The organism is Niabella beijingensis, assembly GCF_020034665.1.
In the GTDB taxonomy this organism is placed as follows: Bacteria; Bacteroidota; Bacteroidia; order Chitinophagales; family Chitinophagaceae; genus Niabella; species Niabella beijingensis.
Window position 1 is genome coordinate 1,930,146 of the sequence record NZ_JAIQDI010000001.1, and the last position, 13,060, is coordinate 1,943,205.

A 13,060-nucleotide genomic window follows, 5' to 3' on the forward strand; every position below is an offset into this window, starting at 1 on the left:
GCTAAAATACAGATTTGATCTTATAAAAGAGGAGGTCTATAAAATAAAAACGGCGGTCGAAATAAACAATTACTCCTGTACAGAAGTGTCAGGGACCGGGAATTTCAATTGCAAAGCACGGTTCGCCCCAGGCAGTAGGTCCACTACAGCCGTTTCTGCTTATTTTTGCCCTGTTTTATTAAGATCATTATTTTGGCTATCGTTTATTTAACCGGCATTATTATCACCTTCTTCCTGTCCTCTCTTTTACTAACCAAAAAAAGAAAGGCAAAGGCCGATTATATTCTCGCTGCATGGCTGTTCTTCTTAGGGCTGCATCTTTTTTTGTTTTACGTGGTGCTTACAAAAAAATACGAGGACTGGCCGTTCCTGCTGGGCATCAGTATTCCGTTCCCGCTTGCGCACGGACCTTTTTTATACCTCTATACTGCTGCACTTACGAATCAATTCCCCCGGAAAAGCCGGTGGATCTGGCATTTTCTGCCGGTACTGGTCCTTTATGTGCTGCTGGCCGGTTTTTTAACGCTGCCGGGCTCCGGAAAAATATATGTATATGAACACGAAGGCAGGGGCTATGAACAGGAGGCGGTCTATATATTCGCAGCGATCGTTCTCTCCGGCATCGCTTACATCATCCTTTCATTATTACTTTTAAGAAAACACCGGAAGCGCATCCTGGAACAATATGCAGCTACTGAAAAAGTAAACCTGAACTGGCTCCGGTACCTGATCCTGGGTATCGGCGTCATCTGGGCGGTTGTTATCTGGGGGAATGAAGCATCCATTTATACGGTGGTCGTTTTTTTTATCCTGTTCATCGGCTATTTCGGGATCAAGCAGGTAGGCATCCTTAACCGTCCGGAAGAAGTAATAATACCACCGGTTGCAGCAACATACCCGGATCCTCCGGAAACAAATGAATTGATTATAGCCGAAACGCCGCAAACCGCCCCTAAAAAATACCAGAAATCGCGGCTGAGCCAGGATGCAATTGAAAAGATACAGGCCGGACTCAAACAGTTAATGGAACAGGAACGCCTGTTCACCAACCCCGAATTAACCCTGAGCGATCTGAGCCAGCGGTTAGCGATACACCCGAATATCCTGTCGCAGGTGATCAACTCCACGGAAGAAAAAAATTTTTATGATTACGTGAATACCCTTCGTGTGGAGGCGTTTTTAAAACTGCTGGCAGAACCGGCAAATAAAAAATACACGCTGCTTTCGCTGGCATTTGACTGCGGCTTTAACTCAAAAGCTTCTTTTAACAGGAACTTCAAAAAATACCAGGGTCTTACCCCTACCGAATACCAGAAACAAGTAGAGCAGGAGGGCTTATAAGGTATCAACATCCATCCTGAAGGTATCAATACGCATACATTATTGATCTTAAACCCATTGCAATTTCATTGTAAAAGGTATCAATACTCCTGCTGAGGCGGTGGGGCAATCAATCGCCTTCATCTTTGAGGCTCAAATTTCAAACCTCAATGTATGATCTTTAAAAACTATTTTTTAGTACCCGCACTTCTTACTTTTGTTTTTTCGTGCTCCACAAAAGACAGGACGATCACCGGCCCCGGCAACCTTGTGGCCAAAACAGTGGATCAGGATCCGGGCCTGCCTGCGATACAGGTAAATAATTCCCTGCTGCATTCGGAAGCATTCGGACCAGCGGGTGCCACCATGATTGTGGCCCTACATGGCGGCCCGGGAGCCGACTACCGCTACCTGCTCCCCTGTAAGGATCTTGCCGCCAGGGGATACCGCGTGGTATTCTACGACCAGCGCGGCTCCGGGCTTTCCCAACGATTCCCCAAAAAATCATATACGGCACCCGGCGCAAAGGCCATGGACCAGCTATACGACGAGCTGAATGCCGTCATAGAACATTATCGTACCCGTCCTGATCAGAAAGTGGTGCTGCTGGGACATTCCTGGGGCGGTATGCTGGCATCCGGTTTTACCGGGAAATACCCCGGGCGTGTACAGGGACTCATCGTATGTGAACCGGGCGGACTGCAATGGAAGGATGTAGAACATTATGTAAAAGATTCGCGGTCGATGAAATTATGGAGCGAGGTATTGAATGATGCCGCATACCTCGACCAGTTCATCAATGGCAAGGAGGACCAGCATGAAATACTCGATTATAAAATGTCGATGCTCAGTTCCAAAAACGAGATCACCGGAGAAGGCGCCTTCGACCCTACTGTTTCCTGGCGGGATGGCGCCGTTATCATGGATGCCCTTTTTGACGTTGGCGAAAAATACAACACCGATTTTTCTGCCGGTCTGAATGACTTTAAAAAACCGGTACTTTTTTTCTACAGCGAAAAGAACAGGGCCTATCCGGATTCCTGGGCGCAGCGGATAACAGCGGCCTACCCTTCCGTAAGCCGGGTTAAAGTGCCGGGTGTGGGGCATGACGGCATCATCACCAATCAGAAGGCCTGGACCGGAACCACCCTGCCGCAGATCCTCACCTACCTCAGCACGCTCCAGTAATCAATAAAAATCATTAAGTATTCAGCATGAAAAAGTATAGTACATCCGGTATCGTTTTTATCGCATTTTTTTTAGCCCAGGCTACCGCATATACGCAAACCATTAACTGGAACAATATTCATAACAACCGGCAGCTGGTCCATGCGTCCGTAGGTGCCGAGTATGGTCTTGTATTCGGCGTGGGGTATAGTTATAAACTGACAGACAATAAATTTCCATTGGTGGCAACCGCCGAATATTCCTTTCCCTCCGGCAGTACACTCACGGATGATTTTAAAACAAAGATCGGCGGGCAGCTCCGGCTGGCGCAGCTGGGCGACTTCCGGTTTGCCGTTAAAGCCCAGGGTGTTTTCCGCAGGTATGAAAACGACCTGGTCCGGCTGGCCAACTGGGGTGTTGATTGCTCGGGTACCATCGGTTATTACCGCCCGCGGTGGTTTGCCGGTGCCGAAGCCGGTTTCGACAAGGCCATCGCCACCCACTTCAAACACAGCCACCAATACAGAGAAGAATACCCGGAGGTAAAAGACGGATGGTACGAACCCGCCACCGGCGGAAATTTTTACTACGGACTGCAAACGGGTATTTCCTTCAAAAGGTATGATCTTACCCTGAAAGGCGGCAACATCCTGGCACAGGATTTTAAAAGTAAACCCATATTGCCTTTTTATGCCCAGCTGGGTTGCAATTTCAGGATCGGGAGTTTGGGTGAAAAATAACAAGGACAGGATTATAAAAGTAAAAAGTGGTACCCTTTGGATACCACTTTTTTTGGCTCAATGAACAACCGGTTTTACCGGTATCATGAAGTCAGCAGCTCTGGTTTTTAATAACAGGCGCAAAGGGATTTACCGGAAGTAGCTTCTTCATATTGTTTCTTCAGACAAATGTATACCTGCATAAAAAGGAACGATTACGAAAAACCGGAATTATGCTGATGCGTGCGCAGTCCTGCCCGGGCTTCAGCAGGATGGACAGGATTTTTTTTATTCCTGATCCGGGTGAATATACTTCTTAATAATATAGTCCGTGACGGGCTTTAGCCGCAGTTGGCGGTCTGTGGGATGATATCCATCCGAGGTATAAAATTCGATCTGCCCGTTTATTTTCACATACCAGACCCCTCCTTTGGATTGTCCGGTGATGGTATCCGGCCGGGTGATCTTTTTAAACGAACGGAGTTTTTCCGGATCCAGCGCCAGGATCAGTGTATCGCCCAGTTTTTCGGTACAGGAGATCTGCTGGTAATGATCCCCGGTCCAGTACATACAAGCTCCATTCCCCCGTAAAGAACGCCCCATTGAGATGGGTGTTGCTTTATTTTTTCCAAACCAATAGATCGCTATCCCGGTCAATGCCGCTGCAATAACAACAATAACAGCAATACGCATTTTAAAACGGGGGCGGGATCCCGGAGCAACTGTTCCCGCGGTACCCATTGGAAGCCCTTCAGCAGCGCCCGGTTGTACCGGCCCATCCGGATCCGCCTGTTCCATTCCTGCTTCCTCCGGCTCTTCCTGAAGAGGCGTTGCTGGCGGTTTGTCCTCTGCCCCGGTTTCCTCACTAACCTTATTTCCTGTTGCACCTGTTTCTGCAACCATTGTTCCCGTCTCTTCAGCGTCGTAATGCTTTCCCAGTTCGTAAGGCCGGAATTCAAAATCGATCAGCCAGGCCAGCAGTTCAACATTTTTTTTATCGGTATTGATTGATGGCCGTTTAAGAAAATTGGCAAGGGGCCTGAACTTATCAATATCCATCCGTTTGATGGCATGCAACATTTCTTTATCGTCGCCATGCCCAAAAAATCCGGCAAGCGCCACCTCATCTTTTTTCCTGTCGTATCGCCGGCTGCGAACAGCTAAACTCTCTTCCCGGAGTTTAGCCGGGCTTGGATGAATCAAGCGTATCGAAAGGACATTTGCTGCCCTTTTTTTCTCATAATCCCGCAGGACCAGTTTTGTATAATCCGCAAACATCGTCGACAATTATCCTGTAAAACTAACGGAATTTATGGAATCCATCCGGTATTCCCGGAATGACAGATGGAATAAAAGGAATGACCGGAATTACCGGAACAGATTAACAATCAGCCAATTACCTCAATCTATCTTTGTTTCAGAAATCAATTGCGATCTCCTTTGCTAAGAGATTAACTGTACAGAACGGATTTCCCCGGAGCAGCGAAAACGGCGGCAGATAACCGGTTTTGGGAAGCGTTTACCGGCTTCCGTGATCAAAGCTCCCATCCCTTCCCAAAAAAAGTAAGAAGCGCTTCTTACGTGGCTTTTATCCCTGCACCGGATACCGGTAGCAGCATTCTTTAAAATTTAAAATCACGAACAATGATAGAAATATTTATTGCCTTTTTTCTGGCATTATGGCCCAGCCATCCCACTACAACAGCAACCAACAGTAATGGCCCCATTATTACCGGGGGCGTACAGGTAACCGCCGCAAGCGATTCAACCGGGGGGGAAACAGATCCCATTCCGCCAACACCCCGTCCGTAACGGGGCATCTACAAATAAGGCAAGAAGATTTCTTGCCTTATTTTTTTTACCTTTAAGTCAAAAGCTGTTTTGAGAACATTGCCCTTACCCATACTATGTGCCATACTCTGCTTTTCCGGGTGTGATCAACCACATAAAACGATGCCATCCGCCACAATCGCAGATTATAAAAAAGGAGAGGCTTTTTATAATAAACAAAACGATTCGGCCTTTTATTACTTCAACAAGGCCACAACCAGTTCCCCGGATAGTTTAATTCCAAAGGCTTATACCTATATGGCGATTATCCAGAGTCAGGCGGGCGATTATTTTGGCGCACAGGAATCTCTTCTGAATTCGATGAATAATCTGAAGGGTCTGGATTCGATTGATCGGCTCCTCGTATCAAACTATAATGAATTTGGCCGCACCAATTCCAACCTGAAAAACTATGATAGAGCCATCTATTACTATGACCAAGCTCTAAAATATATAAAAGATGATAGGACCAGAATTACAGCCTTAAATAATAAGGGTGTTAACTATCAGAAAAAAAAGCAGTACGCGCAGGCTATTGCCATTTATCAATCGATCCTGGAACAAACAAAAAACAACAAAAATAAATATGCTCAGGTTCTATCGAATATGGCCTATGCCAAATGGCTGCAGGACTCCAGCTACCCGGCAGCGCCTGATTTATTGCACGCCTTGCAGATCCGGAAAGATGAAAAGAATGATTGGGGTTTGAATGCCAGCTACGCTCATCTGTCGGATTATTATGCCCATACGCAGCCGGGGTTGGCATTGACTTACGCAGAAAAAATGTATTCCGTTGCACAACAACTCAGCAGTCCCGACGATGAGCAGGAGGCTTTGTTGAAACTAATACCACTCAGTCCTCCTGAAGCCGTAAAAAAATACTTTACCCGCTACCAGCATCTGAACGACAGCTTACAAACGACCCGTAACAACGCAAAGAACCAGTTCGCACTCATCCGTTTTGATGCGGAAAAGAGCAAAACTGATAACCTGATATTGCAAAAGGACAATGCAGAAAAGAAAGTACAGATCATCCGGCAATGGATCGTTCTGTTTTGCACCATACTGCTGGCGGCGATCCTTTTCTTCTGGTACCGGAAGCGAAAACAACGATTGATCCGCGAACAGCAACTAAAAACCTCTCAAAAAGTACATGATGTGGTGGCCAACGGTCTGTACCGGGTAATCTCAAAAATTGAACACGACAAAACCGGCGGAAAAGAACAGTTGCTCGACGATATGAGCATTTTATATGAGCAATCCCGTAATATCTCTTATGAACCGGTGCCGGAGAACGCCGCCCGGTCTTTTCACGAATCCCTAAGTGAACTGCTCTCCTCTTTTGGTTCCGACAGCACCCGGGTATTGATCACGGGTAACTCGAAAGAATTATGGGAGCATATAAAATCTACGGCCCGAAAAGAACTGAAGCACATCCTGCAGGAACTGATGGTGAATATGAAAAAACACAGCCGGGCCGAAAATGTAGTGATCAAATTTACCAGGCAGGAAAAGCAATTAACCATCGATTATACTGATGACGGGATTGGGCTTTCCCCGGATTTCCGGTATGGGAACGGACTCCGGAATACGGAAACCCGTATTATGAATATCGGGGGCACCATTATCTTTAACGCCAAAACATCCAAAGGCATGAAGATCCAATTAACTATTCCAATTGCATAACCCATATGATCAAAAAAATACTTATCGCCGAAGACTACGAAAGCTCCAATCTTTCCATACAGAAAACCCTGGAAGAACTGAATATTACCAACCCGGACTATGTGTACTATTGTGACGATGCACTGCTGCGCATTCAAAAGGCCGTTGAGGCCAACGCATCATATGACCTGCTGATCACCGATCTTCATTTTGAGGAAGACCACCGCCAGCAGAAAATAACCAGCGGGGCAGCTCTTATTGCTGCGGCCCGCAATATACAACCCGATCTGAAGATTCTGGTATTTTCCGCAACCGGAAAACCGGCCACCATCGAAATGCTGTTTAATAAACAGGAGATTGACGGCTATGTTTGCAAAGGCCGGAACGACGCCAAAGAACTTAAATCGGCAATCAGGGAGATCGACCGGAATCAGCGTTATTTTCCGAGACAGCAATTCCTGCAGATCCGGCAAAAGAATGCCCATGATTTCACTCCGGCAGATATTGCCATTATCTCCTGCCTGGCGGAAGGGATAGACCAGAAAGATATCCCTTTTTACCTGGAACAAAAACAACTCCGGCCCTCGGGACTCAGCAGTATCGAAAAGCGGATCAAGATCATGAAAGACGCCTTTAACTTCTCCAAAACCGGGCAGCTGATCGCCTTTTGCAAAGAGAAAGGAATTGTATAGCGTGTACCTGTGATCAGGTCATCATCACCGGCAACACCACTTTCCCCATAAGATTTTATCCGGATAACCGATCTTATACCTGCTGTCCTTCAGATCCGGAGAGATGCCCTTTTATGCCAGTGATCAGACCCTGCCGGTTGCCTGAAAAAAAATTTCCAATTACGGTTTCCCGTAAAAAACGGCCATCCGCAGGTACTACTTTTGATTCATACTAAAATTTTTTAACTATGAGCAAAAGTTACTACGTTAATAAGAATGCACAAAGCAACGGAGATCATGAAGTCCACGATCAAAATTGCGCAGGGCTTCCTGCTATCGAAAACAGGATCTACCTAGGAGTGCATGACTCCTGTCATACTGCCGTCCGCGAAGCCAAAAATCATTACACCCAGGTTAATGGCTGCAAATACTGTTGCCCTTCCTGTCATACCCAATAAACAGCACAGAATGAAATTCGGATACAGAAAGCTTTCCCTGACAAAAAGAATCGCGGCCAGAACATCCGTCCGGCGCTACATCAGGCATTCTCTCGGGTTCAAAGCACCCAGGGGTTGGGGTTGGGTGACGAATCCGAAAAAGGCAGCATATAACAAAGTCTATAATCAAACTTCGAAAGGATGTATTGTAACGCTGCTTTACCTCTCCGGAATTTCTGTTCTGTTTGTCCTGTTAATATTTTAAACCCAGAAGATCATGCCATTTAAAAAACTGCTGCTGCTCCTAGTCCTGTTTACGGCGTTTGGCGCCAGCCCTTCCGATGCCCAGGTAAAGAAAAAAAGCAGCACTCAAAAAACTGTCACCGCCAAAAAAGGCCCTACCCGTAAAGCAAAAGCCCGTGCCTCAGACGACGGGGAATATTATAACGGTCATAAAATTTATACCGGACCCCGCGGAGGACGCTATTATATCAACCGCAACGGTAATAAAACATACATATAACATCATCAGACAGCAACCAGAATTGAAATATACAGCGGATCAAACAGGGCCTGCCATCACATTCAACCGTGGCCGTTTGCCGGCCTGTGAAAACGCTATAGAATCAGATCCAGATAAGAATTGAAACATCTGCCGCAAGAGACGGCAACACCGGCGATCCGGCTAACGGACTGAAAAACGAACCAGCCTTTATCAAACAAAACAGGTTATCAGTCCGAAAATGAAAATAGTATTATTCTCCTTATTGCTCTTTAACGGCAATTGTACTACTACCACCACCGTATATATCTGTAACAGCAAAACGGCTACCAAATATCATCACACGGAAACCTGCAGGGGATTAAAAAACTGTAATTACCGGATCATACAAATAACATTGGACAGTGCAAAAAAAAGGAACAGGACGCTTTGCGGATGGGAATTATAAATAACATCACAACATATTATCTGTGAGTCAGCAACATTCTAATAATTCCACTTTTAAGAAAGATTCAATCAACAACACTCTTATAGAAAAAAACGCCCTTCCGGGCGTCTCGTGAATGCTCTTATGGTTAAAGGGACAGGTATTGTCCCGCTATGCGATTTTCTTTGCATGGTTGTGGATCTTGCGGATCGCCTGTGCGATCTTGTCCATATCGGACCGGGGACCCAGCAGCATGGTTTGCGTAAACCATAACGCTTCGGTGGTCAGCCGGTCGTTCACCGGTGTCTGCAGGGTCTGATCCAGCCATTGCTGCATGCGCTTTTCCCCGTATATCTTTAAATAATGCGGGTTCTTTGCCAGGCCGGTCACATAATCTTCCTTGTTGATCATGCCATATCCTGTTGAGGCAAACACCCCTTCGGCTGCAAGCGCATCCACAAATTTTTCTCTTGACATACCTGCAAAAGCCTTACTGTCGTACCGGAACATATACAGGTGATACGCACTCCGGGTGGTTCCCGGGTACAGCTTCGCGGGGATAATGCCGGGTATCTGGCTGAGCAGTTGCGTCAGATAAGCTGCGTTGGCGTTTCTTGTTTCGGTCTGTTGTTTTAACCGGGACAATTGTGAAAGCAGTATGGACGACTGGAACTCGGAGATTCGCAGGTTGGATCCGCGTGTACCGCTTCCGGTACCCAGGCCCGCCGAGTTGGCGCTTTGTCCCTGGTGGTGGAAGCTATAGCATTTCTGGTAGAACGTTTCGTCATTGGAAATAATGGCACCGCCTTCTCCGGAGTTCAGGTTCTTCGTGGCCTGGAAGCTGAACGCCCCGCCCAGTCCCCAGTTTCCCACCCCCTTGCCTTTCCATTCTGCCAGGTGCGCCTGGCAGGCGTCTTCCAGCATCGGGATGTTATGCTTCTTACTGATCTGTAGTACCGCATCGATATCAAAAGGCGATCCTCCGATATGCACCGGCAGCAAGGCTTTGGTGGCAGGTGTTATCGCCGCTTCAATCTTACGGGCGTCGATCTGGAACGATTCGATATCCGTGTCTACAAATACGGGCAGCGCGTAGTTCAGCACAATAACGTTGTAGGTAGCGATAAACGTATAGGGCGGCAGGATGACTTCGTCACCGGGGCCGATATCCAGCGCACCCAGCATGGCAAACAACGCATTGGTTCCGCTGGAAACCGCAAGCGCGTTTTTTGCTCCTGTGGCGGCTGCATAAGCTTTTTCAAAAGCAGCAGTTCTTGTATTATCGGCAAGACGCCCCCAAACGCCGCTTTTTACCACATTCATCAATCCGGTTTCTTCCAGTTGTCCGAATATCGGCCAGGAGGTGCCGATTGCCGGCATGGCCTTGCTGCCGCCGAGTATTGCCGGTGTTGCATTCGCTGTGGACCGCATCAGTACCGGCACGCCCGCAACGGCTCCTGCGCCCGCAAGGCCCAGACTGCTGATAAACCTGCGTCTGCTTGTTTTCTTTTCCATGATTAAAATTTTGTCTTTTGAAAATGATTAAATTATCGGGTTTATGATTCTTCGGTCAGTGTTTCGTTGTGAAATGCGATCAGTCCGCCGATAGCTGCCGGCAACACCGCTCCTACCTGGAAGCCGTGTTCTTCTGCTACCATCTGTAACTGTTCCTTAAAATGAAAGGCCACGGAGCCCAGTGCATTAAAACTAAATGATGTGGCTTCCGGATAATGGTCCACGATGTTCGTAAAAAAATCGTGGAACGCCGCTACAACAATAGCACTGCAATAGGCGTCTGTTATATGTTCTTTCAGGAAGCGTGCAAAACCGGCACAATATTTATTCGCTTCCGGCTCGGTATATACCTTGGTCAGCAGGTCCACTGCACTTAATCCGCAGGCGGTTTCAAACTGGTTCCGGAGTTGCGGTGGCATCCGGTCCCGGATAAAATCACCGATCACTTTTTTACCGATATAGGCCCCGCTGCCTTCATCACCCAGCAAAAAGCCCAGCGATTCAATATTGGCAATGATCTTTTTGCCATCGTATAAGCAGCTGTTGCTGCCTGTGCCCAGGATCGCAGCCATCCCTTGCTGCCGGTGTAACAGGGCCCTCGCAGCCGCCAGCAGGTCGGTCTCGATGCTAATACCTGCGTTGGTAAATACAGCAGACAATCCATTGATCAGCACCGCATCGGTTTCTGCCGCATAACCGCCACCGGCGCTGTAAAAAAACAGTTCCTTTACCTGCTCCCGGTCCGCCAGTATGGCTGGTGGCAGGGATGTCCGGAGCGACGCTGTCATTTCCGCTGCTTTGATATAGAACGGGTGATACCCGCTGGTCTCAAAAAGTTCCGGTTCCTTATCCACCTGTATCCGGCACCAGGATGTTCTGGTAGCGCCTCCGTCTGCGATTATCGTCATGTTTATTTTTTAAAATGTTGCATCCTGTTTAACCCGGATTCTGAAAGACCGTCGTTGTCACCACACTCCGCTTACCGGAAGGCGTTATAGCGACCGTCTTAAGCAGCCGTTTTTCTCCTTTTTCCAGTTTCAGGATCACCGGATCCCTGTACAAATAATCTGCTTCACCGGGCTGCTGTCCGTCAAAATTGTAAAAGATGCGCGCACCTTTTACCGGCGGGCTCAATACAATTTTGAACGATGCCCCGGAAAGCGTGGTATCGGAAACACCACCCGGCTCCGGCACACGATAGTTCCGTTGGGTACCGTCCAGCCAGGCCAGGTGTTCCGGCAGCCGTTCTTCAAAAAAGGATACGGAATCTTTCCGGTCCTTTGGCGTCCATGCCACTTCGGCCAGTGCCAGCAATCTTGGATAAAGCATGTACTCCACTTTTTGGGGAGTGTTCATGTGCTCGGTCCACAATGCACCGCTGACACCAACGATTAGTTTCTTTTGTGCCGCTGTCAGTGCTCCGGGATCCGGGTCATAGCTGTATACCAGTGCCAGTGGGTTATATCCCCATTCTATGGCATACGGTTCCTGTTCGCGTTTTCCCTGTATATAATCAAAATAAAGAGGAGTAACCGGCGACATCACTACCTGGTGATTCAGCTTTGCTGCTTTGATACCTTCCTTAATATCGCGCCAGCACATCACCATCGTATTTTCCGGAAGCCCGCCCTCCATGATCTCATCCCATCCGATGGCCGTTCTCCCTTGCTTATTTAAGAAGCGTTCCATCCGTTGCATAAAATAACTCTGAAGCTCAAACTCATCTTTCAGATGCTGATCCCTGATGCGCTTTTGACAGAAGGAACATTTTTTCCACCGTTCCTTCGGGCATTCATCACCACCTATGTGGATGATCCTGGAAGGGAACAGCGCCATCACTTCCGTCAGCACATCTTCGAGAAACCGGAAGGTGCTTTCTTTTCCGGCGCAATAGACATCCTCATAGATCCCCCATTTTTCGGCAACCTGGTAAGGTCCGGGATCACTGCCGCAACCCAGGTAGGGATAAGATGCCAGTGCCGCCAGGGAATGACCGGGCATTTCAATTTCCGGGATGATGGTCACCTGCCGTGCTGCCGCATAAGCTACCACTTCTTTGATCTGTTCCTGCGTATAATAGCCGCCATAAGGCTGATGATCCTGTCCTTCATAGGCTTCATTCGCATTACTGATTTGGCTGCTTGCACGAATTGATCCGATCTGTGTGAGCTTCGGATATTTTTTTATTTCGATCCGCCAGCCGTGATCTTCTGTCAGGTGCCAGTGGTATACATTCATCTTATACCGCGCCAGCATATCGATCTGGCTTTTGATGAACGATACCGGGAAGATATGATATCCCACATCCTGCATAATTCCCCTGTAGGCATACCGCGGCCGGTCGGTAATTTCCATACAGGGCAAACGGCGTGTGCCAGAATATTTTTCCATCAGCTGGATCAGGGATTGCAATCCGTAAAACAAACCGGCTTCTGCTCCGGAGATCTCGATCTTCTGTGGTGTGATCGTCAGCCGGTATCCTTCTTTTCCGAGATGCGGCGCCGGCCGGCTGGTAAATACAATAGCACTGCTGCCTTGTGCACCACTGTTCTTACGGATCGCGGGCTTTAGTGCCAATTCCTGTTCTATAAAACGGCCCAGGTGCGTGGCCTGTTGCTGTGCGACCCCGTCACTATACAGGATCACGGTCGCCTTACCAATATGGAATGTGCCCGGAAGCCACTTCACCTCCGCAGGTGCTGGTATGATACCCGGATCTTCTTCTGCAGTACGGGCATAGACACTACCGGTCATTATAACCAGGCTTATATACAGGAACAGTTGTCGTATTAAATAATTTTTCATTC

The 13,060-nt window shown here is 47.8% G+C and carries 13 protein-coding genes; 9 read left to right on the forward strand and 4 right to left on the reverse strand.

Annotated elements, in window-relative coordinates:
* Nucleotides 1-192: 192 nt before the first annotated feature.
* From K7B07_RS08125 to K7B07_RS08135, 3 genes are all read left to right on the forward strand, one after another.
* A complete protein-coding gene (locus K7B07_RS08125) occupies nucleotides 193-1,341 on the forward strand; it encodes a helix-turn-helix domain-containing protein (RefSeq protein ID WP_223708812.1) in 1,149 nt (382 codons plus the stop codon).
* A 153-nt stretch (nucleotides 1,342-1,494) separates the two neighbouring features.
* Entirely contained in the window at nucleotides 1,495-2,508 is a 1,014-nt protein-coding gene (locus tag K7B07_RS08130) for an alpha/beta fold hydrolase (protein ID WP_223708813.1), read from the forward strand.
* Nucleotides 2,509-2,534: 26 nt separating this feature from the next.
* Nucleotides 2,535-3,227 (forward strand): hypothetical protein, encoded by a 693-nt coding sequence (locus K7B07_RS08135; protein ID WP_223708814.1) that lies wholly within the window; start codon nucleotides 2,535-2,537, stop codon nucleotides 3,225-3,227.
* Between the two features lie 267 nt (nucleotides 3,228-3,494).
* Here the strand turns inward: K7B07_RS08135 and K7B07_RS08140 are convergent, their stop codons facing one another.
* Nucleotides 3,495-4,484, reverse strand: coding sequence for a hypothetical protein (locus K7B07_RS08140; RefSeq protein WP_223708815.1), 990 nt, complete (start codon nucleotides 4,482-4,484; stop codon nucleotides 3,495-3,497).
* A 366-nt stretch (nucleotides 4,485-4,850) separates the two neighbouring features.
* Between K7B07_RS08140 and K7B07_RS08145 the strand changes: the two genes are divergently transcribed.
* The 6 genes from K7B07_RS08145 (at nucleotide 4,851) to K7B07_RS08170 (ending at nucleotide 8,759) form a co-directional block, all read left to right on the forward strand.
* Entirely contained in the window at nucleotides 4,851-5,018 is a 168-nt protein-coding gene (locus tag K7B07_RS08145) for a hypothetical protein (protein ID WP_223708816.1), read from the forward strand.
* Between the two features lie 141 nt (nucleotides 5,019-5,159).
* The gene (locus tag K7B07_RS08150) at nucleotides 5,160-6,722 is read left to right on the forward strand and encodes a tetratricopeptide repeat-containing sensor histidine kinase (RefSeq protein WP_223708817.1); all 1,563 of its coding nucleotides are present in this window, start codon (nucleotides 5,160-5,162) and stop codon (nucleotides 6,720-6,722) included.
* A gap of 5 nt (nucleotides 6,723-6,727) precedes the next feature.
* Complete coding sequence (locus tag K7B07_RS08155) at nucleotides 6,728-7,393, forward strand: response regulator (protein ID WP_223708818.1); 666 nt, start codon at nucleotides 6,728-6,730, stop codon at nucleotides 7,391-7,393.
* A gap of 227 nt (nucleotides 7,394-7,620) precedes the next feature.
* Nucleotides 7,621-7,830: a hypothetical protein gene (locus K7B07_RS08160; protein WP_223708819.1), complete on the forward strand. Its 210-nt coding sequence runs from the start codon at nucleotides 7,621-7,623 to the stop codon at nucleotides 7,828-7,830.
* Between the two features lie 256 nt (nucleotides 7,831-8,086).
* Nucleotides 8,087-8,332: a hypothetical protein gene (locus tag K7B07_RS08165; protein WP_223708821.1), complete on the forward strand. Its 246-nt coding sequence runs from the start codon at nucleotides 8,087-8,089 to the stop codon at nucleotides 8,330-8,332.
* 220 nt (nucleotides 8,333-8,552) lie between these two features.
* Nucleotides 8,553-8,759: a hypothetical protein gene (locus K7B07_RS08170; protein ID WP_223708823.1), complete on the forward strand. Its 207-nt coding sequence runs from the start codon at nucleotides 8,553-8,555 to the stop codon at nucleotides 8,757-8,759.
* A 150-nt stretch (nucleotides 8,760-8,909) separates the two neighbouring features.
* Here K7B07_RS08170 and K7B07_RS08175 read toward each other — a convergent pair whose 3' ends face one another.
* Genes K7B07_RS08175 through K7B07_RS08185 form a run of 3 tightly spaced genes read right to left on the reverse strand, consistent with a single transcriptional unit; the run spans nucleotide 8,910 to nucleotide 13,058 of the window.
* The gene (locus tag K7B07_RS08175) at nucleotides 8,910-10,253 is read right to left on the reverse strand and encodes a DegT/DnrJ/EryC1/StrS family aminotransferase (RefSeq protein ID WP_223708825.1); all 1,344 of its coding nucleotides are present in this window, start codon (nucleotides 10,251-10,253) and stop codon (nucleotides 8,910-8,912) included.
* Between the two features lie 41 nt (nucleotides 10,254-10,294).
* The gene (locus tag K7B07_RS08180; protein WP_223708826.1) at nucleotides 10,295-11,161 is read right to left on the reverse strand and encodes an N-acetylglucosamine kinase; all 867 of its coding nucleotides are present in this window, start codon (nucleotides 11,159-11,161) and stop codon (nucleotides 10,295-10,297) included.
* A 28-nt stretch (nucleotides 11,162-11,189) separates the two neighbouring features.
* Nucleotides 11,190-13,058, reverse strand: coding sequence for a beta-N-acetylhexosaminidase (locus tag K7B07_RS08185; RefSeq protein ID WP_223708828.1), 1,869 nt, complete (start codon nucleotides 13,056-13,058; stop codon nucleotides 11,190-11,192).
* Nucleotides 13,059-13,060 lie beyond the last annotated feature (2 nt).

Bases quoted from the DNA above. Each gene is read 5' to 3' on its own strand.
- K7B07_RS08175 (WP_223708825.1), bottom strand. From the start codon at position 10,253: ATGGAAAAGAAAACAAGCAGACGCAGGTTTATCAGCAGTCTGGGCCTT.
- K7B07_RS08130 (WP_223708813.1), top strand. From the start codon at position 1,495: ATGATCTTTAAAAACTATTTTTTAGTACCCGCACTTCTTACTTTTGTT.
- K7B07_RS08135 (WP_223708814.1), top strand. From the start codon at position 2,535: ATGAAAAAGTATAGTACATCCGGTATCGTTTTTATCGCATTTTTTTTA.
- K7B07_RS08160 (WP_223708819.1), top strand. From the start codon at position 7,621: ATGAGCAAAAGTTACTACGTTAATAAGAATGCACAAAGCAACGGAGAT.
- K7B07_RS08170 (WP_223708823.1), top strand. From the start codon at position 8,553: ATGAAAATAGTATTATTCTCCTTATTGCTCTTTAACGGCAATTGTACT.
- K7B07_RS08185 (WP_223708828.1), bottom strand. From the start codon at position 13,058: ATGAAAAATTATTTAATACGACAACTGTTCCTGTATATAAGCCTGGTT.
- K7B07_RS08145 (WP_223708816.1), top strand. From the start codon at position 4,851: ATGATAGAAATATTTATTGCCTTTTTTCTGGCATTATGGCCCAGCCAT.
- K7B07_RS08150 (WP_223708817.1), top strand. From the start codon at position 5,160: ATGCCATCCGCCACAATCGCAGATTATAAAAAAGGAGAGGCTTTTTAT.
- K7B07_RS08165 (WP_223708821.1), top strand. From the start codon at position 8,087: ATGCCATTTAAAAAACTGCTGCTGCTCCTAGTCCTGTTTACGGCGTTT.
- K7B07_RS08180 (WP_223708826.1), bottom strand. From the start codon at position 11,161: ATGACGATAATCGCAGACGGAGGCGCTACCAGAACATCCTGGTGCCGG.
- K7B07_RS08140 (WP_223708815.1), bottom strand. From the start codon at position 4,484: ATGTTTGCGGATTATACAAAACTGGTCCTGCGGGATTATGAGAAAAAA.
- K7B07_RS08155 (WP_223708818.1), top strand. From the start codon at position 6,728: ATGATCAAAAAAATACTTATCGCCGAAGACTACGAAAGCTCCAATCTT.